Below are 24246 nucleotides of genomic sequence, written 5' to 3' on the forward strand. Positions count from 1 at the left end.
GCTCCGCGCCTCCGACATCCTGCCTGACTGGTCGCCTCCGCGGGCCGCCACGTGGTTTCTCAGCCGTGATGACCGCGCTCGTGCTGGGCGTGACGCTCGGGCTCGAGCTGGAACGTCGAGTGCTCGATGGACACGGGGAAGTGCTCGGCCACGCAGGACTGCAGCGCGTCGAGCATCTCGGGGGCGTGCCCGTCGTGGAAGCACGAGTCCTGGACCACGACGTGCGCGGTCAGCACGGGCAGGCCGGTGGCGATCTGGGTGCAGTGCAGGTCGTGGACCTCGACCACGTGGGGCACGCCCAGCAGGTGCGACCGCACCGCCTCGAGGTCCAGCCCGCGCGGGGTCGACTCGAGCAGCACGTCCACGGTCTCCCGCAGCAGGCGCAGGGTGCGGGGCAGGATCAGCGCGCCGATCAGCAGGGCCACCACCGCGTCGGCCCGGTCCCAGCCGGTCAGCGCGATGACCACGGCCGCCACGATCACCGCCACTGACCCCAGCGCGTCGTTGAGGACCTCCAGGTACGCCGCCCGCATGTTGAAACTCGACGACCGCCCGCTGGACAGCACCGCCATGGCGGCCAGGTTGCCGAGCAGCCCGACCACGCCGAACACGATCATCTCGGTCGAGGCGACCTCCGCCGGGGTGAACAACCGCCGCACGGCCTCCACCAGCACGTAGACGCCGACCACCAGCAGCACGGCCGCCTGGGCCGTCGCCGCGAGCACCTCCGCCCGGCGCAGCCCCCACGTGCGATGGTCCGTGGCCGGACGCGTCACGAGCGACGCCGCGACGAGCGCCATCAGCAGGCCGCCCGCGTCGGTGAGCATGTGCGCGGAGTCGACGAGCAGTGCGAGGCTGCCGCTGAGCAGCGCTCCGACGACCTGCGCGACCAGCACCGTCGCGGTGATGCCGAACGCCACCGCCAGCCGCCCACGGTGCTGCCCGGCGGGCGAGCCGCTCACGTGGTGGTGCTCGTGCCCCATGTCACCTCTCCGACTCCAGCCTCTCCCGACGCGCGGCTGGCTCCTGCCGTGCGTCCAGCTCCTGTCGCGCTTCCGGGACCTTGCCCGTCGCCGCCCCGGCGCGCTTCAGCACCCTCGACCGTACCCGGGCCCGGTGTGCGCGAGCGGATCGGCCTCAGGGCTCCGGGCGCGTGGGCGGGCACGGCGGGGTGGCGCGGGGCCACCGGGGGCACCCGCCGGTACGGCTCCCCCGGCGCGGGCCGCGGGTCCTCTTCGCCACGGTTGGGCCACAGCGCCATGGCCCGCTCCGCCTGCGCGGTGATGGTCAACGACGGGTTGACCCCGAGGTTCGCGGAGACCGCCGCGCCGTCGGCCACGTGCAGGGTGGGATACCCGTGCACCCGCTGGTACGGGTCCAGCACACCTGTCGCGGCGGTCGCGCCGATCGGGCAGCCTCCCAGGAAGTGCGCGGTCATCGGCATGTTGGCCAGGTCGCCGAGCGTGCCGCCCGCCACGCCGCCCATCTCCTCGGCGAGCAGCCGGGCCGCGCGGTGGCCCGACGGGATCCACGTGGGGTTCGGCTCCCCCCGGCCCTGCCTGCTGGTGAGCTGACGGTGGCGCGCCGGCACGGGCACGCCCAGCCGGCGCGGCGCCAGCGAGGTGGTGAGCGAGTTGTCGGCTGCCTGCATCACCAGCGCGATGACGGTGCGCTCGCTCCACCGGTACGGCGCGAAGGCCCGCAGTGTCGCGATCGGCGACCGTCGGGCGTCCCGGGCGAAGGCGCCGAGCACCGATGCCCACCGGCGCCAGGTGGGCGCGCCGGGCGCCAGCGCGGTCTGCAGCAGCGCCATCGCGTTGGAGCCCCTGCCGTACCGGACCGGCTCCACGTGCGTCGTCTCGTCGGTGAAGAAGGACGACGTGATGGCGACGCCCCGGGTCAGGTCCCGTGCCGGGTCCACGCGCGGCGAGCTGGCGCCCAGCAGCGCCTCTGAGTTCGTGCGGGTGAGCTCGCCGAGCCGCGGCGAGATGTCGGGCAGCCGCCCACTGGCCCTCATCCGGTGCAGCAGCGTCTGCGTGCCGTGCGTGCCCGCCGCGAGCACCACCTGGTCCGCCAGCCAGGTGGTGCGCCGCCGCAGGCCGGGCAGACCGGGCCCCGTGGACCGCGAGCGCACCGCCCACCCGCCACCTGTGGCCGGCGCGACGTCCGTCACGGTGGTCATCGGCACGATCTCGGCGCCCGCCTGCTCCGCGAGGTGCAGGTAGTTCTTCGTCAGCGTGTTCTTGGCCCCGACACGGCAGCCCGTCATGCACGCCCCGCACTCCACGCAGCCGGTGCGGGCTGGCCCCGCGCCCCCGAAGAACGGGTCGGGGACGTCACGGCCCGGCTCTCCGAACAGCACCCCCACGTCGGTGGGGTGGTGGGTGTGCTCGCGGCCCATCCGGGTCGCGACCCGCAGCATCAGATCGTCGGCGGGGGTGGTCGACGGATTGCGGGCGACCCCGAGCATCCGCGACGCCTGGTCGAAGTGCGGCGCGAGCTCCGCCTCCCAGTCGGCGATGCCCGCCCACTGCGGGTCCTGGTAGAAAGCCGGCAACGGCCGGTACAGCGTCGCGCCGTACACGAGCGACCCGCCGCCGACCCCGGCGCCCGCGAGGATCAGGGAGTCCTTGAGCAGGTGGATGCGCTGGATGCCGTAGCACCCGATCGCAGGCGCCCACAGGAACGTGCGCAGTTGCCAGGACGTGCCGAAGTCCTCGTCGGCGAACCGGCGGCCGGCCTCCAGGACGGCGACCCGGTAGCCCTTCTCGGCCAGGCGCAGCGCGGCCACCGCGCCCCCGAAGCCGGAGCCGACGACCAGCACGTCGTACCTGGTGGGACGCCCGTGCGCGCGGGACAGGGGGGCATCGTCGGCCATCTGCGCATCGTGGCACAGCGGCACGGGAAGCGGCTCACGCGAGCCGGAAGGCGAGCTCGGTGCGGCAGACGGCGTCCGGGGCGTCCGGTGGGCCGCCCGTCAGGTCGTACTCGACCCGGCCACCCCATGCCGAGCCGCGGCCGGTCGACCAGCGGTCCAGCGAGAGCCCTTTCGACCCGATCCACCACTCGAGCATCTGCCGGACCTCGTCGAGCTCGGCTGGATCACCCTCGTGGACCACCCACGCGTAGTCGCCCGCCGGGAGGCGGTCCAGGTGCACCCCGGCGCCGGGCTCCCCCACCGGGGACTGGCCGAGCTCGATCGCCTCGATGAGCTGCGGCATGCTCGCCCGCGCTACGGGGTACCCGACGTCCACTTGCGCGCGGGCGCCGTCGTCGACCACGAGGTACCGCAGCAGCGGGCCGCCTCCGGGCAAGAACTCGTGCAGGTGGAACCACAGCCGCACCACGTCCCGCAGGCGCGCTGACTCCTCGGCCAGCGAGCCGGACGTCATCGTGGCGCGGATCGCGGCGTACGGCTGCTCGTCCCGTCGAGCGCACACTGGCTCAGCCATGCCGACCAACCCCTCCCACGGTCGGACCCACCCCCTCAGTCTCCGCCGGGCGCCCGCCAGGGCACAACCACCGCCGGACCCGAGAGGACGGGTCAGACGGGGTCGAAGCGGACGAACAGCGTCCGGGCGCCTAGGTCCCGCCACCTCTGGTCGGCGGCCTCCGGGGCGAGGTCCGTGGGAGCGGACTCGCCCACGGCGCGGGCGATGCGCCGGGCGGTCCGTGGCCGGGTCGCCACGAGGGCGGCCATGCGGTCCGCCGCCTCGTCGGGGCCCAGCACCGCCGCACGGGCTGGCCGCTCGTCCTTGCCGATCTGCACCGTGACCTCGGGGTGCGCCTGCACGTTGCGGTACCAGTCGGTGCGGGGGCCGAACCCGGCGACCACCGTGATCGCGCCCGACTCCTCGCGCTCGACGATCTCCAGGACGGCCTGGCGCGGCTCGCCCGTGACCCGCCCGCGATGGGTCAGGAGCACGAAGCCCGAGCCGAGCATCCCGCCCAGCCCTCGGCGGTAGAGCCCGAGCGGCGCCCGGTAGAACCACCGGCGCCACCCGGTCGGAGGGCTGGACGGGGAGGGGCTCACACGTAGGAAGAGTACGCGGGCAGGTCGAGCACCCCGTTCCCGGAGAGGCCGATCACGACGACCTCCGGCTCGGTGACCTCGCGCGCGTAGGCCAGCGCGGCCGCTACGGCGTGGGTCGACTCGGGCGCGGGGACGATGCCCTCGGCGCGGGCGAACTCGATTCCCGCGGCGAACGCGTCGTCCTGCTCGACGGCCACCGCCTCCATGAGCCCCAGGTTCACCGCGTGCGAGACCATCGGCGACATGCCGTGGTAGCGCAGGCCGCCCGCGTGGATCGACGGCGGCACGAAGTCCTTGCCGAGCGTGTGCATCTTGAGCAGCGGCGTCAGGCCGGCCACGTCGCCGTGGTCGTAGCGGTACTCGCCCTGGGTGAGGGACGGGCAGGCGGCCGGCTCGCAGGCCACCGAGCGGGTGGTGGTGCCCTCGCGCAGGTTCTGCCCGATGAGCGGGAACGTCAGTCCCGCCAGGTTCGACCCGCCGCCCGCGCACCCGAACACGACGTCCGCCTGCGCCTCCCCCGCCTCGGCGAGCTGGACCAGCACCTCCTGGCCGATCACGCTCTGGTGCAGCATGACGTGGTTCAGCACGCTGCCCAGCGCGTAGTGGGCGCCCGGGTCGCTGACCGCCGCCTCGACGGCCTCGCTGATCGCCATGCCGAGCGAGCCCGTCGTGTCGGGCATCTCCGCGAGGATCGCGCGCCCCGCCTCGGTGAGGTCCGAGGGCGACGGGTGGCACACGCTGCCGTAGGCCTCCATCTGGATGCGGCGGTAGGGCTTCGCGTCGTAGGACGCGCGCACCTGCCACACCTCGCAGGTCAGCCCCAGCAGGGCGGCGGCCATCGACAGCGACGCGCCCCACTGCCCGGCCCCGGTCTCGGTGGTGAGCCGCGTGATGCCCTCGGCGGCGTTGTAGTACGCCTGCGCGACGGCCGTGTTCGGCTTGTGCGAGCCGACCGGGCTCACGCCCTCGTACTTGTAGTAGATCCGGGCCTTCGTGCCGAGCGCCCGCTCGAGCCGCAGCGCGCGCACCAGCGGCGAGGGCCGCCACATCGCGTAGATCTCGCGCACGGTCTGCGGGATCTCGATGTACCGCTCGGTGCTGACCTCCTGGGCGATGAGCGCCATGGGGAACAGTGGCGCCAGGTCGTCCGGGGTGAGCGGCTGGCGGGTGCCCGGGTGCAGGTGCGGTGGCACCGGCTCTGGAAGGTCCGCGTTGAGGTTGTACCAGTGGGTCGGCACCGCCGAGGGGATCACGGCGCCGAGTGGCTCGAGGGAGCGCGCCGGGGTGGGGGTTGCTGAGGTGTCGGTGAGCGCCATTGCTGTCCCGTCTCGTCTGTCCTGGGGAACGTCTACGAGCCGGAGCCTAGACCGCGCCATGCGGCCTCAGGGGGCGTCCTCAATCGGTGGTCGGCGCGGTGGTCTCGTCCCGCAGCCGCGGCTCGGTGCGCAGCTCCGGGTGGAAGCCCGCCTTGTCGGCGTAGAACGCGCGCACCCGGTCCATGTCCGCGGCGACGTCGCCGGTGAGCCGCAGCGTCTCGCCCAGGCCCGCCGTCATGGTGGTCCGGTCGACGAAGCCCAGGGTGACCGGCAGCCCGGTCTCATAGGCGACCCGGTAGAAGCCGGACTTCCAGTACTCGCCCTTGCTGCGCGTCCCCTCAGGAGTGATGACGAGGTAGAAGAGCTCCCCGGCGCGCACCCGGCCGATGAGGTCGTCCACCAGGCCTTGCGGGTTGCGGCGGTCCACGGGGATGCCGCCCAGGGCCCGCATCAACCAGCCGAACGGCGGGATGAAGAGCGTCTTCTTGCCCAGGTAGCGGACCTTCAGCCCGTGTGCCCACGCGATCGCCAACATCAGGATGAAGTCCCAGTTGGAGGTGTGCGGGGCTCCGATCAGGATGCCGACACCGTCGTCGGGGAGTTGCGCCTTGCGCAGCCGCCAACGGCTCACTGACCAGAAGGCGCGGGACAGGGCGCGCTGGATCCTCATCGGCTCATCACAGAGGGGATGGTAAGCAGCGAACCTCGGATCTGCCGGGACGTCCCGGATGACGTGCGGTAGGACAGGGGCATGACCCCTGCGCCCGTCCGGCTCCTGCTGCTCGCCGACACCCACGTGCCGGCCCGGGCGCGCGACCTTCCGGCCGAGGTCTGGGACGCGGTCGACACCGCCGACGTCGTGGTCCACGCGGGCGACTGGGTGGACGTGAGCCTGCTTGACGCGCTCGAGCAGCGTGCCCGCCGGCTTGTCGCGTGCCACGGGAACAACGACGGGCAGCCGCTGCGGGAGCGGCTGCCGCTGATCGGCCGCATCGAGCTCGACGGGGTGCGGCTCGCCGTGGTGCACGAGACGGGGCCCGCCGCCGGCCGGGAGCAGCGCGCGGACGTGGCGCATCCGGACGTGGACTGCCTGGTGTTCGGGCACAGCCACATCCCATGGGACTCGACCACGCCCGGCGGGATGCGCCTGCTCAACCCGGGCTCGCCAACCGACCGGCGGCGACAGCCGCACTGCACGTACATGACCGCGGCGATCGATCTCGGCGGGGTGCGCGACGTCGAGCTGCACCGGATCCTCCGCTGACGGGCGGCGGCTCAGGCAGGTGGCAGCGCCATGACCCGGGTGAGCGTCACGCCCGGGTCGTCGGGAAGCGCCGCGCCGCCCGAGCCCTCGACGCGCGCGACCGCTCCCCCGGCCACCCCCTCGGCCGCCGCACCGGTGGCGTCGACCGACGAGTAGACAAATCGGCTGGCGCCCGGCCGCACGTCCTGCGCCTCGACCCGGAAGTGGTCACCGGCCACCCAGATCTGCACCGCGAGGTGCTCCCCCGGCGTCCAGCCCCACTCGGCGAGGTCCGCCGCCGAGTCCACCGGCTCCTCGTCGTCGAAGAGCAGGGCCGAGTGCATCGCCATCGCCAGGTTCCGCACGCTCGACGCCGTCGAGGCGTCGTACGCCGGGCCGAAGAGCGCCGCCGGGGCGGACAACACCGAGCTGGGAGCCATCGCGGCCACGGCGATGAGCGCGCCTATGCCGAACACCAGTGACCGTGCCTGCATCGTGCTCCCCGTGCGGCGCGGGGGGTGGCGCGGACGTCCCGCACCGGCTGTCGCCCTCGCGCCGGATCGGATGAACCTCGCATATCAGACAGTGTTGTGCGGAGGTATCTGGTGATTGACACCCGGATGGGTGTTTCTCTCACCCGATCGCCGGGCAGGTCGACCCGCTCGTCGCGTGTGCCGCCAGGTCGTCAGACAGCGGCGGTCGGCCCCCTGCCGCGCGCTACGGCGTCGTGAGCTCGAAGCCGCGCACCGTCACGGACCCACCGAGCGCACGCGTCGCGTGGTGGAAGATCCCGGCCCGGTAGCCCATGAAGAACTGCCACGCCGCCTCGAGGGTCATCGCGGGCCCGAGCGGTGCGAACGTCTCGCCGTCGGTGCTCCACGAGAACGTCGCCTGCCGGTCGGCGCCGGGGCGGATGTCGGCCTGCACGCGCAGCCACACCCGGCCCCCGGTCAGCGGCGCCGACGCACGCTCGGTTCCGGTGCTCGTCGTCGCCCACTGCTCGTCCATCGTCAGGCCGTCGGTCATGACGACGCGGTCCGTGCCGTCGTCCGCCCGGACGACCCCGACCCAGGCCGACGTCTGGCGGAGCATGACGAGCCCCGCACGGTCACCGGCGCGCATCCCGGACACGTCCAGCTCGATCGTCACGGTCGACGTCGGGCCCTGCAGCCGGTGCGTGAGGGTGTTCCGGGCGGCGTACAGGTCGTCGGTCACGGTGACCGCGCGCAGCGTCAGCCCGTCGCCGGGCGTGACCGCCGAGAGGTCCGGGTTGTGGTTCCACTCCCACCGCGGGGCGAGCGTCGGCGCGGTGAACGTGTCGGCGCCCGTGAGCGGCTCGACGGCGCGTGCCGGCGCGGTCGCCGGGCGCGGGTAGTCCGTCGCCCAGCGCCCGTCGACTGTCCGCAGGACCGGCCAGCCGTCGACCCAGGTGATGGGGGCCAGCGTCGGCATCCGCCCCCCGGGGTAGGCGTCGGTGAACGCCATGTACCACCAGTCGCCGTCGGGGGTGTCGACGAGCCCGCCCTGGTGCGGCACGCCCCCGCCCTCGATCGGCCCCGGCAGGTCGAGCAGCACCTCGCGGATCTCGTACGGCCCCCACGGGGACCGCGAGCGCAGCACGTACTGCCCGTTGGCGGGCCGCGTGAGCCACAGGTAGTACAGGCCGTCCTTGCGGTAGAACCGGGCGCCCTCGAGGACACCGATCTCCGGGGGCGTGCGGAACACCACCTGCGACCGGACCTCGCGGGTGCCGGTCGCGTCGAGCTGCGCGACGCTGATCGTCGTGTTGCCGTACGCGACGTACATCGTGTCGTCGTCGTCGACGAGCAGCCCGGCGTCGTAGTACCCGGCCTCGATGCGCGCCTTCCTCGTCCACGGGCCCTCGACGGCCGGTGCGGTCCACACGTACGTCCGGTCGAGCTCGACGCAGCCGTACCAGTAGAACGTCGCCTCGCCGGGACGGTAGCCGAACGCCGACGCCCAGATCCCCTTGACGTACCGGCTGCCTCCGACGAGGTCATACCGCTCGTCGTCGAAGTCGAGGCGCGGCACGGAGTGCCCCGCGTGCTCCCAGGTGAGGAGGTCGTACGAGCGCAGGATCGGCGCACCCGGCGAGTAGTGCATCGTCGAGGCCGAGTAGTAGTACGTGTCGCCCACCCGGACGACGTCACCGTCGGCGAAGTCCTGCCAGACGACGGGGTTCGTGTACGTCGCGGGGGCCGCTGCCGGCGTGAGGGCCTGCGCGTCGGCGGGGTGCTGGTGGCTCATGCCGTCCCGGTTCATCGCTGCGGTGCACGGCGCACGGCCGTGCGCCGTCGGACGGCCCAGTTGACCACGGGCGGGACCCCCGCTCGCGCGGCGACGCACCGTTGGCATACTCGGGGCACACCCAGCAGCGAAGGAGCCGAGCATGCCGAAGCCGCCCCTGCCGCAGGACGTCGTCGACCTCCTGCGCCGTCCCAACCCGGCGGTCATGGCGACCGTCGACCTCCAGGGCCGTCCGGTGACCGTTGCGACCTGGTACCTGCTCGAGGACGACGGGCGGGTCCTGCTCAACCTCGACGCCGCTCGCGCACGGCTCACCCACCTGCGCGCGAACCCGGACGTCTCGCTCACCGTGCTGGCGGAGAACTGGTACACGCACGTGAGCGTCCAGGGCCGCGTCGTGGACATCAGCGACGACGTCGACCTCGCCGACATCGACCGGCTGTCGACGCACTACGGCGGCAACCCGTACCCGGTGCGCGACCGCCCGCGGGTGAGCGTGCGCGTGGAGATCGACCGCTGGCACGGGTGGGGCGCCGTCCGGCAGGACTAGCCCGGCCCCGTCTCGGCGCCAAGCTCACCGTCTGCGCACACGCATCCCGGTCGGCGCTGCGGTGCAGGAACTCGTCGAAGCTGTCCGAGCGGCGTGGCTGGCAACTACGCCGGCGGCACAGACGCGAAGCGGGCGCTGCTGCACTTGGAGTCCGCGGGGGGCCATGAGCGCTCCGCATGCGGCGCCATCGGGGCTCTGCTAGACCTGGCCTGACGCTCGACTCGTCGCGTGATCGGCTCTGGGGGGGCACCGATGTCGCGTGTGCTGTGGACCGTCTGGCTCGCCGGGGTGACTGACTCCGACAACTACTACAAGTCGACGACGGTGCGCTTCCTGCCCACCGACGTGGTCGCGACCATCGCGGTGTCCGCGTTCCGGGCCGAGCTGCCCGCCCGCGACAACCTCATCCGGCCCGAGGTGGACGCGTGGATCACCCCGAAGATCCCGCTGACCCCCTGGGGCGGGCACGAGTACGGCTCCTCGAACTCCCGGTGGGCGGACGACGTCAGCGAGCTCACGTTCAACATCCGGGTCTCGAGGGCCGCCACAGCCGCCACCGGCATCGTGCACGACCGTCGTGACGGCTCCCTGGGGACCCGTGCCGCGCAGGTGCTCCAGCGGGCCGTCGTGGACCGGGCCAGCGGCGCCATCCACCACCTGCACACCGACGTCACCCTCGAGGGCGCGACCCCGGTCGACCTGGACGCCCTCGACGTGCTGCTCGCACGGGAGGGCCTGGACGTCGTGGGCCTCGAGCCGCTCTCGGACGAGGCGGGCGCGCGGCCCGCGCGCTACGACCGCGAGCAGGATCGCGTGGTGTTCGGCGGGCCGCACTCCTCCGGCGCCGCCTGACCGGACCACCCAGGGCTCTGCTCGCCCTTCCGGAGTCGTCACGCGGGCTCGATTGCCCTTCCACAGGCCTGCCGCTTTCGTTTCTTTCGATCTAGACTCACGGCATGAGCACGATCCTTGAGCACACGGTGCTGCCTCCGCCTGCCAGCTCGACGCTGTCCGACCTCGCGGCAGCGTTGGAAGCGGCCGACTCGCCATCGCTCGTCAGCCCGGACGGATCGCAGATCGCGCTGCCCGATGAGGTCCTCGCGGTGTTGCGAGATGCCGTGCGCGCCATGGCACAAGGGCAGGCGATCACCCTGGCACCCCACGACACGGTCTTGACGACCCAGGATGCCGCCAACTTCCTCGGGATCTCGCGCCCCACACTGGTCAGACTCCTGACCGACGGGGTGATCCCGTACACCCAGCCCAACCGGCATCGACGAGTTCGACTCTCGGACCTAGTCGACTACCAGCAGCGCTCACGACACGAGCGCCGCCAGATCTTGGCCGAGATGTCCCGCGAGGCCACCGCGGACGACAACACAGGAGACGGCTTCGAGGCAACACGCTGAGATGACGACTCTCGCCGTCCTCGACGCATGCGTGCTCGTCCCACATCCACTGTTCGACACGCTGCTGCGCGTTGCTGACGCAGGACTGTTCCGCCCTTTGTGGTCGGACCAGATCTTGATAGAGGTCGAGCGAACACTGACTCTCAAGCGAGGCCTGACTCCTCACAAGGCGCGTCGACGCATCGACCAGATGAGACGCGCGTTCCCTGAGGCGCTGATCGAGGGATACGACGACCTCATCCCGGCGATGACCAACCACCCCAAAGACCGTCATGTCGTGGCTGCGGCAGTGTTCTCGGGCGCGAACCTCATCGTGACCGCCAACCTGAAGGACTTCCCGGCTCAGTCCTTGAGGCACTACGACCTCGAGGCGCGCCATCCGGACGACTTCCTCCTCGATCAACTGAATCTCGACGTGGACGCTGTCATCGAGTGCCTACACCAGCAGCGCGCCGACTACACCGATCCAGCCATGGAGGTCACGGAGTTCTTCGCGGCTTTCATGCCGACGGTGCCGCGATTCGCGCAGGCCGCCCATTCCCTGGAGGCCAGCGTGGCGCCCGAAGTCATCGGCACCTTCTTCGGCAGCGGTCTTCCTGGCGAGAACCTCTGACACCTCCACCGACTTGTGCAGCGACGCCGAGGCCCGGTCAACCCGTTGTCACGGGCTTGCGGTAGATGCGGGTGCTGGTGAGGCGGCCGGTGCCGTCGTCCTCGCCGAGGGCGTCGAGCTGGGCGCGGATCTCGTCCTCGACGATCAGGTACCGCATGCCGGTGCGCAGGTCGCGGTCGTTGCGCAGGCGCACGATCAGCGGGAACACCGACAGGGCGTTCGTGTCGAACAGGCCCGTGGTGTAGACGAGCTGCACGCCGAGCGCCGCGGCGACCCCGAGCTGCAGGTCCAGCAGGTAGCCGGCCGAGGCGCGCCCGATGGGGTTGTCCAGGAAGAGCACGCCCGCGTGACGGCGGCCGGAGATGCCGCGGTCGTTGGCCCGCAGCGCCGCCATGGTGCAGTACAGGACGATCGCTGAGGTCAGCAGCTGGCCGCCGGAGTACACGTGCGCCACGTCGGCGATCCGCACCCGCTCGGTGCGCAATGAGGCGTCGGGCTTGAGCATCTCGACCTTGACGCCCTGCGGCAGCGCCGCGTGCACGCCCTGGAGCAGCAGGCTCATGCCGTCGCGCTTGCGCGGCTTGTCGCCCCGGGAGGCGGCGGCGTCGATGACCTGCGCGAGCTGCTCGTCGAGCAGCGTGGGGTCCGGGTCGGCGAAGCGGATGCGGAGGAACTTCTGCCCGCCCCAGTCGCCCAGGGTGTCGGGCAGCACCGAGACCTTCTCGGCGCTGCGCAGCGTGGTGAGCGCCACCTCGACGAGCCCGCGCAGGCGCGCGGTGAGCTGGGTGCGGTGGCGCTCGATCTGCGCCAGGTCGTCGCGCAGCGTGCGCAGGCGGGGGCGCAGGGCGTCCTCCCACTCGGCGGCGTGGCCGGGCAGCTCGTCCAGGTCCACGTCGCGGATCTGGCGCTGCACCAGGCTCTCCACGGCGTCGAACTGCGGGCTGGCGGCGTACCGGCTGAGCGCCTTCGACGCGTCCCGCAGCTCGGCGGTGGCCTCGGCCAGCCGGGTGCGCGAGGCGGCGGCGGCGCGGAGCACCTGCTCGCAGCGCTCCCGGGCCAGGTGCTGGTCGCCCGCGAACGGCTCGACGTCGTCATCGGCCGGGTCGAGCCGCAGGTCGGCGACCCGCTCGGCGAGCACGCCGTACACGTCGACGTCCTTCTGCACCTCGGCGACCTGCTCGGCGGCCTCCCGGAGCTGGCGCCGGGCGTCCTCGTGCCGCTCTGCGGCGGCGACCTCGTCGGCGGTGGCGCGGTCGATCAGGCCGGCGCCGTGCTCGACGTCCTCGGGGGCGCCGTAGGGCTCCAGGGGGCGGTCGTGCCGCGGGTGACGGCGGTGGTCCTCGCGCAGGGCGCCGATCTGCTCGGCGGCCTCACGGGTGCGGAGCTCGAGCTCGCGGACCCGCTCGACCGCGCGGCGGGCAGCGGCTGCGCGGGCGGGCGCGTCACCACCGTCGGGCGTGGCGAGCAGTGCCGTGGCGGCGGCCCGCACTGGGGCCTCGAGCCGCTCGACGGCGGCGCGGGCGTCGGACTCGATCGCCTCGGCCCGCTCCAGGTCGACGCGCAGATCGGCGCCGACCTCGACCTTGGCGTAGGCGTCGACGGCCGCGCGGTACGCGGCGCGCAGGGTCGGCACGTCCTGGGGCGTGGCGTCGGCCTCGGTGTCGACGGCCGCGTCCAGTGCGGAGCCGCCGCCGGTCACCCCGGAGATCTCCGCGCGCGCGTCGTCGGCGTTGCGGGCCTGCGCGTGCCGGTCCCCGAGGGTCTGCTCGAGCTGCTCGCGCAGCGCGGCGACCCGGCGACGGGCGTCCGTGGCTGCCGCCTCGGCGCGCGCGGCGTCCTCGTGGGCGGCCGCCAGGGTGCGGGTCGAGGCGGTCACGTGCGCGACGTCGCGGGCCAGCATCGACAGCCGGCCGGTGAGCGCGCGCGCCACGTCCTGCTCGGCGCGCAACGCGTCGAGGGCCTCGGCGAGCTCGCGCGTGCGGGCCTCGCTCTGGTCGAGCCGCTCCTGCGCGGCGGCCGCCCGGGACTCGGCGTCGGCGAGCGCTCGGGCCGCGGCGTCGTGCGCGTCGGCGAGCGCGGCGAGGTGCTCCCCGGGGAACGCGGTGAGCCACCGGTCGAGCCGCCCGGCGAGCGCCCGGTCGGCGTCGATCTGCGCGGTGAGCGCCGCGAGCCGGCCCATCCGCTCCTCGTGGACGCCCTCGAGGTGCTGGCGCTCGGCCTCGGCCAGGTCGTCGTCGTACATCGCGGGGTTGGGCGGCACGATCAGGCCCAGTCCGGCGGGGGCGGGGGCGTCGAGGTCCGCGAGCGCGACGGTGGTGCCGACCGCCACGACGGTGCGCGGCAGCAGGCGGGCGTCGGTGAGCACCTGGCGGGCCTCGTCGAGGTGCTGCGGGGAGTGCAGCACGACGCCGTCGACCAGGTGCGGGTAGGTGGCCAGCACCCGCGGCTGCTGGTGCGCGGGGAGCTGGGACAGGTACTCCCAGCCCGCGTAGGACGGGATGCCCGCCTGCTCGAGCGCGTCCTTGACGGCCGCGACATCCGCGGAGGGCGGCAGCAGGCCGCCGGTGCCGAGCGCGTCGAGGACCTTGCGGTCGGCGGCGTCGTCCATGCGGAGCTGCATGCGCTCCTGGTCGGCGGCGGCCACGGCGGCCACGAGCCGCTCCTGAAGCACGGGTGCGTCGCTGGGCAGCCGGACCTCGTCGGCGCCCAGCAGCGCGGCCAGGCGCTCCTCGCCGGAGAGCGCCTGGGTGCGGGCCTGCGCGTCGGCGTGGGCCTGCTCGGCGGCGGCGGCGGCGTGCCGGGCGTCGCTCAGCGCCTGGTCGGCGGCGCGCGCGGCGCGGGCTGCCTCCACGCGGTCGGCTGCCGCCTCGCGCTGCGCGTCGGCGGCCTGGCGCATGCGGTCGCTGAGCGCGCGCTCGGCCTGCTCGGCCTGGCGGGCTGCCGCCTCGGGCTCCTGGTCGGCGGCGACCAGGCCCTCCTCGACCGCGGCGGCGACTGCGGCCTGGGCCGCCTGGATGCGCTCGTCGAGCTCGACGGCCCGGGCGCCATGCGTGCCCGCGGCCTTGCCGTGGCCGTCGGCCTCAGCGCTGACCGCGTCGATCTGCGCCTTGAGATCGCGCGCGCGGGCGTCGGCCTGCGCCACGAGGGCGTCGGCGTCGGCCGCCCTGGCCAGCAGGCCCTGGACGAGCCGGGTGGCGGCGCGGTCGCGCGCGGCGAGGGTCGGGGCGGCCTTGCTCTCCTGGTCGCCGACGACGGCGCGCAGCGCGGCCGCCTTCTGCTGCGCCTCGCCCAGGGCCAGCAGGGCGTCGGTGACGCGCCAGGCCTCGACCACCGAGCGGGCGTCGTCGAGTGACGCGTCGAGGGCCTGCGCGGAGCGCTCGGCGTCGGCGAGGCGCATGCCCGCGACGCGGCGGCGCAGCTCGGCGACGATCTCCCGGAGCCGACGGTGGTCGGACTCCGCGGCGCCCTCACGCTCCTGCGCGGTGTCGAGCCCTTGCTGCAGGGCGCCGACCCGGGACCGCTCCTGGGTGAGCCGCTCGCGGATGCTCGTGGCGAACCGGCCGGCGGCGCGCGCGGCCTGCTGGTCGGCGCTCGCGGCGTCGCGGGCGGCCTCGGCAGCGCCGGCCAGCGGCGTGAGGCGGTCCAGGGCGCCGGAGATGAAGTCGCGCTCCGCCGCGAGCGCGTCCCGCTGCGACAGCGTCGCGGCGTACCCCTCGAGCACGTCCGCGAGGCCGCGCGGGTCCTCCTCGTCGGTGACCGAGGTGAGCAGCCAGTCGACGAACGCCTCGTCGCTCTTGAACGTGAACGCGTCGGCCGCCTCGCCCTCGCCGGCGTTCATGGTGCGCTGGTAGGCGAACAGCTCGGAGTCCAGGCCCAGGGTGTTGAGGTGCTCGGTCCACACGCCGTGCACCTGCTCCCACACGAGCTGCAGGCGCGCGTCCTCCTTGTGCGCCTCGCTGAGCCGGTCCCGGAAGCCCGCCAGCTCGACCAGGCGGCCGTCCTGCGTGAAGGGCAGCGTGTCGAGCGACAGGGTGTCGGTGGGCCGGAACGAGTACCAGGTCTCGACCAGGCGGGTGGGGTCGGACGAGACGGCGTGCCCGCGCCACGCGGCGACCTTGCCCGTGACGACGACCTCGCCCGTCACGGTGTGCTGCCACTCGAGGACCACGTGCGACACGTCGCCCGCGAGCACGAAGTTCTCCAGCGCGCGCGAGTTGGTGGTGCCGACGACCTGCCGCTTGCCGGGCAGCATCACCGAGAAGATCAGCTTGATCAGCACCGACTTGCCGTTGCCGTTCTCGGCGAACAGCACTGAGGCGGGCGACGGGCGCAGCGGGGCCCGGCCGTCGTCGAAGAATGACGGCTGGGCGGGGCCGGTCACCGGGGCGCCGACGCCTCGCAGGTCGAGGGTGACGTCCTGGTAGCGCGCGGCCTTGGGTCCGACGGAGTGCAGGCGCACCCGGGAGAGCTCGTACATGGGGTGCTGACCTCAGAGGGTGTCGGAGTGGACGGCGTGCAGCGAGCCGGCGCCGTCGGTGACGGTGACGACGCCCAGGCTGGTCAGCTCGCGGAACGCGGCGTTCGCGGCGAGCTCGCGGACCTGGACCTGGAACCGAGGGGTGGTGCGGTACGCCCCGCCGTTCTCGTCGTTGCGGACCACCAGGAAGCCCTGGTCGGCGAGGAACCGCACGGCCTTGGCGACCATGCCGCGCGTGGTGTCGGACGCCGCGCGGCCGTCCTTGGTGCCCGCCGCGGCGGGGCGGCGCGCGTAGGCCCGCCAGGCGCGCTCGAGCTCGGGGGCCGTCTCGAGCGGGTCGTTGTTCTCCTCGGCCAGGGCGGCGCGCTCGTCGAGCACCCGGCAGGCGTCGCGCACCACGCCGTCCACCTGGTCCACGGTCACGTAGCCCACGTAGCTGTCGTTGGCCAGGTCGTCCGGGCGGGGGTACGCGAGCGCCGCGACGGCCAGGTGCGCGATGCCGTGCACCACCTTGTCAGTGCCGCGGCTCGAGAGCGCGGTCCGCTTGGCGTACTCCTCGATCCGCACCGCGAACACCGAGTCCTCGCGCGGCGCCAGCACGATGCCCGATCGCGGGTCCACGTCCAGGATCAGCAGGTTGAAGCCGGCGGCCACGGCCTTGACCAGGTCCGCGAACGCGTCGTCCTCGCCGTGGCGGCGCACCAGGTCCGCGTACTCCAGGTCGCGCGCGGGGACCTGGCGGGGGCGCAGGCCCCACTCGACCAGGCGCGCGGCGGCGGCGACGTCATCGGTGATGGTGCTCATGCGACTTCCTCGATCTCGTCGTCCTGCTCGTGCGTGCTGCTTCCCTCTTCGCCGCCCGCCGCGCTCGGCGGGGCGAGGGCCGCCAGCCCGACCAGCAGGTCGGAGCCGCCGAACTCCGGGTCGTCGAGCACCGTGCCGTCGTCCACGGCGACCAGCACCCGCTCGTCGCCCTGGCGCACCGCGCCGCTGACCCCGGGGTCCACCGCGTGCAGCACGCGCAGCGCGATGAGGTGCGGCAGCGCCGGGTCGGCGGCCCGAGCCTCGGCCAGCAGCGCGGACAACCGGCGCGGCATGCCGTCGACGGTGAGCAGCCGGTCAGCCTCGTCCCACTGCTCCACGCTGAACACGTCGGGGTCGGCAGCCGCGGCCAGATCCGGGTCGGGCAGCTCCTCCCCCAGGTCGTCCCGCTCGATCGGCGGCGCCAGCAGCAGGTAGACGACGTCGATCAGGCGCGGGACCCCGTGCACCGCGACGCCCGTCCCGGCCCGGAAGAACGCGCCGGTCACCTTCGCCGCGTCCGCCACCGGCAGCGCCAGGGTCGGCATCAGCAACTGGCCGAACAGGTCGACGGTCTCGCGGCGCGGCGGGCCCGAGAACTGCTGGCGGTCCTGCTCGGCGCGGAACGTGGCGCCCGCGCGCTGCAGGTGGGCCTGGAGCTGGGAGTGGCGGCGCACGCACTCCTTGACGATGTCCACCAGCTCGGCGGCCTTGCGCTTGTGCACCGGGTCGTCGGCCTCGTCGCGGGCCGTGGTGATGTTCGTGAGGATCGACGTCTCGGCCCGGAAGCGGGACGCGACGTGGGTCAGGGCCTCGTCGATGAGGTCCGGCACCTCGCGGGCCCAGTCCACCGACCGCACGTCACGGCGGGTCGCCTCGAGCTGGCGGCGCAGCCGGTCGGCGTACTGGATCGTGCGCAAGCGCGCCTCGATCGCCAAGGCCTGCGCGTCCGACAGCCGGCCGCCCGCGATGAGCGCCTCGAGCTTGGTCTCCGCGGCCTCCTGTGCCGATTCCACGTCGGTGTCCAGCGCGCCCACCAGCACGTTGATCGCCTCGTCCGTCGAGCGCAGGTACACGTCGCCGTCCGCCGACGCGAGCTCGACCAGCAGCTTGAACGTCCATGTCCGCCGCTCGTACGCGCCCCCGGCGCCCATCGAGCCGTAGACCACCTCGAAGCCGCGATCCTGCGAGCCCACGTTGATCAGGTTGTCCAGCACCCAGCGGGCCACCCGGTCATGCTCCGTGCTGTCCCGCTCGGGCGCCTGCGCGGCGACGAACGGGCGGGTCCGCGCCACCACCAGCTCGTGGTCGGCGCCGCGGTCGAAGTCCATCGCGATCGTCACTTGGTCGATCAGGTGCAGCGCGATCTCGGCCATCTGGTACCGGTCCGCGTCGACCCACTCGAGCAGCCCCTTGCGGGTGTCCAGGTCGTGCAGCGGCGCCGTGCACGCCAGGGCCTTCATCCTGCGGGTCATCGGGTCGTCCGACATTCGTCCCAGGCCCGCACCGATCATGCACGGACGGTATCTCGTGGGGCCCGGAACCTCCGCACCGGGGCACGCGCGACCGGCCGAACGCAGGACGCCAGCTGGCTCCGGGTGGAAGCATCGGCAGAGCCACCCGAGGAGGAACCCGTGGAGCCCGTGCAGATGTGGCTCGGCATCGCGCCGAGCGTCGCGTTCCTGGTCCTCGCCAGTCTGGCTCTGCGCGCGTCGTGGCGCTGTGCTGCCGGCGCCCGTGTGCGGTGGCTGGTTGGCATCGTCTCCGTGCCGCTCGTCCTCGCGTGCTGGATGGTGACGGCGGCCCCGCAGCAGGTCGAGACGGCGAACGGCGTCGTGACGTGCATCGAGGAGCCGATGTTCGGGATGTCAGCACGCTCCCAGCTGTCCAGCCCGGGCTGCGTCCGGGTGAACCGGTGGGTGACGGGAGTCAGCCTCGCGGGCGCAGCGGGGGTCGTGGTGGCGGGCGTCATGGTGCTCCGCGCAGCAGAACGTCGAAGTCGTGTTCGGACCGGGTGAGCCGAGCCCCGCCGCGGTTCGGGTCCAGCCCTCATGCCACGCAGACGCCAGTGACTGCACGCCCGCGTGCCGCTGGGTCACGTCGAGCTGCGCGAACAGCTCGGGCCAACGCGTCTCGACATCGAATCTCTCGGCCACGGCGGACTCCCCTCGATTGAGCGTGCCCCTACCGGATCCACCAAAAGCGGTCCATCGCGAGTTTCGGTGCGTTTGGGTTTCGGTGGCGAGTTTCGGTGCGTCGGCCGCCGTTCGTCCGCGACCTCGACGAGCCGCGCCTGCGGGCTCACCGGAAACGATCAGTTCCGGTGTGTTGTAGTGATCCGACTACACCCGGCACCCGGCACCGGGCTCGAGCCCGACGCGCTGTCCGCCAGCGGCGCACCGTGCATTCGCACGCGCCTTCGCCCTTGGCCGGCGTGACGGGGCGCACCGGTCAGCTCGCCTCGACTGTGCCGTCCTCGCGAACGTGGATAGTGGTGGTATCGCAGATCGGCGGATCGACGGTCCCCAGGACCTGGCCGTTGGCCGTGTCGGTCACCGTGGCGCCCACGTCGACGCACGGCTCCCCCTCCTTGACGGGCTGGCCCGCGTACCGGACCGTTCGGCCTTCGCGTGCCCCAATCTCCTGGGGCTCTGTGGCCGCGCCGTCGAACGTCAGGGTCACCGACGTTGTGCGCTCGTTAATCAACTCAGCCGAACTTGGCGGTGGATCGTCGTAGATGCAGGCCGACGTCGTAAGGAGACAGGTCAACGCCAGCGCGAAGCCTGACAAGGTCTGGCGCGCAGTTGCGGCGTGCGTGGTCATGGGGTCGCTCCGCTGGTGGGCGTGGTGGCTCGGTAGGCGAAGATCCCTGTCGCCGATTGGTCGGGCACCTGCCATGACGGATAGGCGAGGTAGAAGACGTCGGCGTCGACGGCAGAGAGCTGCACCGTCCGGTTCGTCGACGCCTCACCCGCCGGGTGTGATTCCGACGTCAGGCTGTCGACCTCCGGTGCAAGCGTGTCGAGCGCAAGTCGCGTGTGCGCGATGGCGCCGGCTGTCCCGTCCGATGCCACGGCCCGGAGGTGGAGCCAGTGCACCCCGTCCGGCAACCAGGACGACCAGTACGGGTCTAGCTGTGTGATCTCCTGGCCGGGATCGGACGCGGGCTCCTGGTCGACGGTGACCGCCCATCCAGCGACGTCGGCCTCACCTTCAATCGCCCACGAGGCGCTTACCCATGACGTCGTCACCCACGCATCCGAAGCATCGGTCCACACCACCGGCGCGGGAATCTCGTCCACGGCGGCCGCCGACATTCCCTGGAGCGTCAGTGCGACGACTATCAGGACACCGGTGGCCATGACGCGATGGTGCGACCTCGCCCGCTGCCGATGTGTGCGATGTGCTGAGCCACCATGCAAAGTCACGTCTACGCCCCCGGTCCGCTCTGACGGGCTCGACCGTGGCACGCGGCGTCACCACGGGCAACGAAATGCCGGGGAGTCATCCGAATGGAGCAGCCAAGAGGCGCACTTCGCCGGGGGGTCGAGGTCTTCCCGTTTGGGAATCGCTCATCAGGCGTCACATCGGCTCCTTGACGAGTGGGCGCTGCATCGCAGCAGCCGTCTCGGTCGACCCGCCCGCGGTGGTGTCGAGGCGAGAGGGCACTGTTCGCCACGGCGCGGCCGGGGACCGGAAGCTGGTCCCCACAAACGATCGTTTCTGGCGAGGTCGCCAGCGCAGCTCGTCGACGTCGACGGTGAACGGGAGAGCGTCCGCCGGAACTCGCCACCGAAACCCCGGCGCACCAGGAGCGACCCGCGCGGCCGCAATCCCTCAGCGCACCGGCTTTCGGAGTTCGAGGGTGGCGGGCGCAACGCCGACCTGTGGACCAAGGCCCAGGGGCAAGCACCAGCTCGAACGCTAGTAGAGGGCCGCACCCCCGACCCAGTGAGCCAGCGTGCGACAGTGGAGCCACTGGCCTGCGGCTCAAGCGCCGGTCTCAGCGTCGCCGCGAACCAGGGGCCTCGACCGACAGGACGCGCACATGACCGGGGATCCGCACAGGGGTCCAGGCGTCGGCGGCCCCCTCGACCCCCGCGCCCTGCGCGCCGACTGCGCGAGCTGCGCTGGCCTCTGCTGTGTGGTCCCCGCGTTCTCCCGGTCGTCGGACTTCGCGATCGACAAGCCCGCCGGCCGCCCCTGCCCGAACCTCCAGCGCGACTGCCGGTGCGGCATCCACAGCGAGCTCGACCAGCGCGGGTTCCATGGCTGCACGGTGTTCGACTGCTTTGGCGCCGGGCAGAAGGTGGTCCAGACGGTGTTCGCCGGGCGCGACTGGCACGAGGACCCGGCGGTCGCGCAGCAGATGTTCGCGGTGTTGCCCGTCGTCCGACAGCTGCACGAGCTGCTGTGGCACCTCGCCGAGGCACTTGCCCTGGACCTGCCCGCGGGCCTGCGCGCCGAGCTCGCCGCGGCCGGGGAGCGGATCGACGCGCTGACCCGGCAGGCCCCGGTGGCGCTCGCGGCCGTCGAGCCCGGGGACGAGTTCCAGAGGGCGAACCCGCTGCTGCAGCGGGCCAGCGAGCACGTGCGCGCGCGGGTCCGACCGCGCGGCGCCGACCGGAGGGGCGCGCAGCTCATGGGCGCGAACCTGCGGGGGGCGATCTGCGCGGCACGAGCCTGCGCGGCGCCCGGCTCGTCGGGGCCGACCTGCGCGCGGCCGACCTGCGACTGGCCGACCTGCGACTGGCCGACCTCACGGGAGCGGACCTCCGGGGCGCCGACCTGCGCGGGGTCGACCTGAGCACCGCGCTGTTCGTCACCCAGGCGCAGCTCGACTCCGCGCGCGGCGACGCGAGCACGCGCATCCCCGCCGCCCGTGTGCTCCCCGCACGCTGGACCCGCCCGGCGGTCGCGGTGCGGCTGGACCCACCGCGGGGACAACGGCGCAAGCCCACTCGTTGAGCCTCGCCCTCCTGTTCAGGGGGCCGGGAGCGGCAACGAGCCACTCGACGTTGCTACTCATGCGGTCTTCTGCTTGTAGGTTCACCTCGACGCTGCAACCCGACTGGCACCGTCGGGCCGAACCTACAAGCGAAACGCAGGTTTGGTTGTAGGTTGGCCGGGTGGATGCAGCGAGATTTGCCGATAGTGCCTTTGGTGCGCCAGCCCGCGAACCAGGCAACACCTGGGCGTTCACCTACTACTTGCCGAAGCGGATCCCGAGGCGACTCGAGCTCGGCCAGCAGATCGTCGTCACACTGTCCGACGCGGACGCCGCGCTGGGGCATCTCCAGGGCCTCGGCATGCTGATTCGCGATCCGGGTCTGCTGATCGGGCCATATCTGCGTAGAGAGGCACTGGCCAGCTCACGCATCGAGGGCACTCAAGCGTCGCTCTCCGACGTTCTCCAGGCAGAGATCGATGAGGACTCTCGAGACGACGACACCAACGAGGTGCAGCGATACCTTGATGCCACTCGCGTTGCGTACGAGCTGGCGAAGAGCCTGCCGATCACGCAGCGCCTTGTCCTTGAGGTGCATGCCACGCTGATGCAGGGGGTTCGGGGCGAGGAGAAGAGCCCTGGCGAGTTCAGGACGTCGCCGGTCTGGGTGGGGAAGGCGGGAGCGACACCTGACTCGGCGACATTCGTTCCCCCACTTCCGGTTCACCTTCCGGATCTGCTGCGCGACTGGGAGATCTTCGTCAACGACGATGGGGAGGAACTGCCGGCGCTCGTGCAGGCAGCCTTGATGCACTATCAGTTCGAGACGATTCACCCCTTCCTCGACGGCAACGGCCGCATGGGCAGACTCCTGATCAATCTTCTCCTGATGTCGCGCGGCCGGCTGCCCTTACCACTTCTCTACCTGTCCAATTACTTCGAGACTCACAGGGAGACGTACTACGCCCGGTTGCAGGCTGTTCGCGAAGAGGGTGACGTCGACGGGTGGCTCCTGTTCTTCCTTGAGGCAGTGAAGCACCAGGCCGACGATGCGGTAGCCCGCTCGCGCCAACTCATCGAGATCCGCGAGGAGTACTACTCGGACGCGATCAAGGGCCGCTCGAGCCTCCCGCGCCTCGTGGAAATGATCGTGCAGAACCCGTACGTCACCGTCCGCTCCGTGCAACGACGCCTCGACCTGACGCACCAGGGGGCGAGGAACCTCATTAAGGCGGCCGAGGCGCGGGGGTGGTTGCGGAGCCTGGGCAACTACGGCAGAGGGGGGCGCGAGCACTGGTTCGCACCTCGGGTGTTCGCCGTGATGGAGGCGCCTATGGGCTATGACGGGGGAGCGGACCAGCCTCAGGCGAGGAACGGGCCAATGCGCTGACCCTGTCGCGCCCTCCCTAGTCCGCGTGCTGCGCCACGTCGTCCTCGTCCAGGCCCTCCAACACCTCGAACGGCGACTCGAGCTCGCCGCCCCACGCCTCGAGTCCCTCGCGCACCGCGAGCACGGCGACGACGAGCGCGGCGACCGAGTCGGCCCAGCCCCACCCGAACAGGGTGTTCGCCAGGAGTCCCACGAGCACCGCGCCGGACAGGTAGCAGCAGAGCAGGAGCTGCTTCGCGTCGGCCTGCACGGAGCGCGACCCGAGCTCGCGGCCGGTGCGGATCTCGAACCAGGCCAGCGCCGGCATGATCAGCAGGCTGGCGGTGGCGATGCCGATGCCGAGCGGGCTGTGGTCGACCTCGCCCACGCCGGCCAGGTTCAGCACGGCGTCGATGCTCACGTAGGCGGCCAGCGCGAAGAAGGCGATCGCGATCGCCTTGACGGTCGTCTTCTCCCATCGCTCGGGGTCCGCGCGGGTGAACTGCCACGCCACCGCTGCGGCGGAGGCGACCTCGATCACCGAGTCGAGCCCGAACCCGATGAGCGCCGCGGAGGACGCCAGCGAGCCCGCCGTGATCGCCACGACGGCCTCGATGACGTTGTAGGTGATCGTGAACGCGACGATGCCCCGCACGCGGCGGTGCAGCGTGGCGCGCCGCTCGGCGGTGAGGGCGGCGCTCATCGTGCGCTCTCCTGGTCGCAGCCGGGCGACGTGCAGGCGTCGTCGAGGCAGGGGGCGCCCTCGTCCACCGCGAGCGTGACGTCGAGCAGCAGCGTCAGCGCGGTGGCCAGCCGGTGGTCGCTGATCTCGTACCGGGTCTGGCGACCCTCGGGCACGCCGACGACGATGCCGCAGTCACGCAGGCACGTCAGGTGGTTCGAGACGTTCGACCTGGTCAGGTCGAGCTCGCACGCCAGGACTGCCGGGTAGTTCGGGCCCTCCAGCAGGCTCATCAGGATCCGCGAGCGGGTCGGGTCGGCCATGGCGCGGCCCAACCGGTTCATCACGTCGAGGCGCGAGGCAATGGTCAGCACCCGCTGACCATACAGCCTGGGCTGTATCAACACGGGCCGCCCTCTCCTCGCGCAGGCCGCTCGAGCCCGCTACGCGCCGACGCCGGCCTGGTCGAGACGCCTGTGGATGGAGGAGAAGAGCGAGAAGGCATCCAGGAAGTCGTCGCGTGCTTCCGTCGAGCCC

The 24246-nt window shown here is 72.5% G+C and carries 23 protein-coding genes; 8 read left to right on the top strand and 15 right to left on the bottom strand.

Translation table 11 applies throughout. The features are described from left to right. Positions 1-59: 59 nt before the first annotated feature. From NP064_RS15920 to NP064_RS15945, 6 genes are all read right to left on the bottom strand, one after another. Positions 60-983, bottom strand: coding sequence for a cation diffusion facilitator family transporter (locus tag NP064_RS15920; protein ID WP_227569878.1), 924 nt, complete (start codon positions 981-983; stop codon positions 60-62). Further along, positions 959-2878, bottom strand: coding sequence for an FAD-dependent oxidoreductase (locus tag NP064_RS15925; RefSeq protein WP_284439677.1), 1920 nt, complete (start codon positions 2876-2878; stop codon positions 959-961). Before NP064_RS15925 ends, NP064_RS15920 begins: the two co-directional genes overlap by 25 nt. A gap of 34 nt (positions 2879-2912) precedes the next feature. Then, entirely contained in the window at positions 2913-3452 is a 540-nt protein-coding gene (locus NP064_RS15930) for a GyrI-like domain-containing protein (RefSeq protein ID WP_227569877.1), read from the bottom strand. Positions 3453-3544: 92 nt separating this feature from the next. Further along, the gene (locus tag NP064_RS15935) at positions 3545-4033 is read right to left on the bottom strand and encodes a nitroreductase family deazaflavin-dependent oxidoreductase (RefSeq protein WP_227569876.1); all 489 of its coding nucleotides are present in this window, start codon (positions 4031-4033) and stop codon (positions 3545-3547) included. Then, positions 4030-5349 (bottom strand): TrpB-like pyridoxal phosphate-dependent enzyme, encoded by a 1320-nt coding sequence (locus tag NP064_RS15940; RefSeq protein WP_227569875.1) that lies wholly within the window; start codon positions 5347-5349, stop codon positions 4030-4032. Before NP064_RS15940 ends, NP064_RS15935 begins: the two co-directional genes overlap by 4 nt. Positions 5350-5428: 79 nt before the next feature. Continuing rightward, positions 5429-6019, bottom strand: a complete 591-nt coding sequence (locus NP064_RS15945; RefSeq protein WP_227569874.1) for a 1-acyl-sn-glycerol-3-phosphate acyltransferase — start codon at positions 6017-6019, stop codon at positions 5429-5431. Between the two features lie 81 nt (positions 6020-6100). Between NP064_RS15945 and NP064_RS15950 the strand changes: the two genes are divergently transcribed. Next, positions 6101-6613: a metallophosphoesterase family protein gene (locus tag NP064_RS15950; RefSeq protein ID WP_227569873.1), complete on the top strand. Its 513-nt coding sequence runs from the start codon at positions 6101-6103 to the stop codon at positions 6611-6613. Between the two features lie 11 nt (positions 6614-6624). Here the strand turns inward: NP064_RS15950 and NP064_RS15955 are convergent, their stop codons facing one another. After that, positions 6625-7086: a hypothetical protein gene (locus NP064_RS15955; protein ID WP_227569872.1), complete on the bottom strand. Its 462-nt coding sequence runs from the start codon at positions 7084-7086 to the stop codon at positions 6625-6627. A 223-nt stretch (positions 7087-7309) separates the two neighbouring features. After that, positions 7310-8860, bottom strand: coding sequence for a glycoside hydrolase family 43 protein (locus NP064_RS15960; RefSeq protein ID WP_227569871.1), 1551 nt, complete (start codon positions 8858-8860; stop codon positions 7310-7312). Between the two features lie 142 nt (positions 8861-9002). Between NP064_RS15960 and NP064_RS15965 the strand changes: the two genes are divergently transcribed. From NP064_RS15965 to NP064_RS15980, 4 genes are all read left to right on the top strand, one after another. Then, positions 9003-9410 carry a TIGR03618 family F420-dependent PPOX class oxidoreductase gene (locus NP064_RS15965; protein WP_227569870.1) on the top strand — a complete coding sequence of 136 codons (408 nt, stop codon included), beginning with the start codon at positions 9003-9005 and terminating at the stop codon, positions 9408-9410. A 288-nt stretch (positions 9411-9698) separates the two neighbouring features. Further along, positions 9699-10262 (top strand): hypothetical protein, encoded by a 564-nt coding sequence (locus NP064_RS15970; RefSeq protein WP_227569869.1) that lies wholly within the window; start codon positions 9699-9701, stop codon positions 10260-10262. 104 nt (positions 10263-10366) lie between these two features. Further along, entirely contained in the window at positions 10367-10819 is a 453-nt protein-coding gene (locus NP064_RS15975) for a helix-turn-helix domain-containing protein (RefSeq protein WP_227569868.1), read from the top strand. A gap of 1 nt (position 10820) precedes the next feature. Continuing rightward, the gene (locus tag NP064_RS15980; protein WP_227569867.1) at positions 10821-11432 is read left to right on the top strand and encodes a PIN domain-containing protein; all 612 of its coding nucleotides are present in this window, start codon (positions 10821-10823) and stop codon (positions 11430-11432) included. 37 nt (positions 11433-11469) lie between these two features. Here NP064_RS15980 and NP064_RS15985 read toward each other — a convergent pair whose 3' ends face one another. Genes NP064_RS15985 through NP064_RS15995 form a run of 3 tightly spaced genes read right to left on the bottom strand, consistent with a single transcriptional unit; the run spans position 11470 to position 18185 of the window. Next, positions 11470-15909 carry a coiled-coil domain-containing protein gene (locus NP064_RS15985; RefSeq protein WP_227569866.1) on the bottom strand — a complete coding sequence of 1480 codons (4440 nt, stop codon included), beginning with the start codon at positions 15907-15909 and terminating at the stop codon, positions 11470-11472. A gap of 12 nt (positions 15910-15921) precedes the next feature. Further along, on the bottom strand, positions 15922-16713 hold the full coding sequence (locus NP064_RS15990; protein ID WP_227569865.1) for a hypothetical protein: 792 nt from the start codon (positions 16711-16713) through the stop codon (positions 15922-15924). Beyond that, on the bottom strand, positions 16710-18185 hold the full coding sequence (locus NP064_RS15995; protein WP_227569864.1) for a hypothetical protein: 1476 nt from the start codon (positions 18183-18185) through the stop codon (positions 16710-16712). Before NP064_RS15995 ends, NP064_RS15990 begins: the two co-directional genes overlap by 4 nt. 159 nt (positions 18186-18344) lie before the next feature. Between NP064_RS15995 and NP064_RS16000 the strand changes: the two genes are divergently transcribed. After that, positions 18345-18728: a hypothetical protein gene (locus NP064_RS16000; RefSeq protein ID WP_227569863.1), complete on the top strand. Its 384-nt coding sequence runs from the start codon at positions 18345-18347 to the stop codon at positions 18726-18728. A 433-nt stretch (positions 18729-19161) separates the two neighbouring features. Here the strand turns inward: NP064_RS16000 and NP064_RS16005 are convergent, their stop codons facing one another. Both NP064_RS16005 and NP064_RS16010 read right to left on the bottom strand, forming a co-directional pair. Continuing rightward, entirely contained in the window at positions 19162-19533 is a 372-nt protein-coding gene (locus tag NP064_RS16005) for a hypothetical protein (RefSeq protein WP_227569862.1), read from the bottom strand. Further along, entirely contained in the window at positions 19530-20072 is a 543-nt protein-coding gene (locus tag NP064_RS16010) for a hypothetical protein (protein ID WP_227569861.1), read from the bottom strand. Before NP064_RS16010 ends, NP064_RS16005 begins: the two co-directional genes overlap by 4 nt. Here NP064_RS16010 and NP064_RS16015 point away from each other — a divergent pair. After that, positions 20071-21678, top strand: coding sequence for a pentapeptide repeat-containing protein (locus tag NP064_RS16015; protein ID WP_227569948.1), 1608 nt, complete (start codon positions 20071-20073; stop codon positions 21676-21678). The genes NP064_RS16010 and NP064_RS16015 overlap by 2 nt on opposite strands. Positions 21679-21839: 161 nt before the next feature. Further along, positions 21840-23048 carry a Fic family protein gene (locus NP064_RS16020; RefSeq protein ID WP_227569860.1) on the top strand — a complete coding sequence of 403 codons (1209 nt, stop codon included), beginning with the start codon at positions 21840-21842 and terminating at the stop codon, positions 23046-23048. A 16-nt stretch (positions 23049-23064) separates the two neighbouring features. Here NP064_RS16020 and NP064_RS16025 read toward each other — a convergent pair whose 3' ends face one another. Further along, complete coding sequence (locus NP064_RS16025; protein WP_227569859.1) at positions 23065-23730, bottom strand: cation efflux transmembrane domain-containing protein; 666 nt, start codon at positions 23728-23730, stop codon at positions 23065-23067. Then, on the bottom strand, positions 23727-24083 hold the full coding sequence (gene cmtR, locus NP064_RS16030; protein WP_227569858.1) for a Cd(II)/Pb(II)-sensing metalloregulatory transcriptional regulator CmtR: 357 nt from the start codon (positions 24081-24083) through the stop codon (positions 23727-23729). The genes NP064_RS16025 and cmtR overlap by 4 nt, the downstream gene beginning before the upstream one ends. Positions 24084-24246: the final 163 nt, after the last annotated feature.

This window comes from Cellulomonas chengniuliangii, from assembly GCF_024508335.1.
GTDB classification, from domain to species: domain Bacteria; phylum Actinomycetota; class Actinomycetes; order Actinomycetales; family Cellulomonadaceae; genus Cellulomonas_A; species Cellulomonas_A chengniuliangii.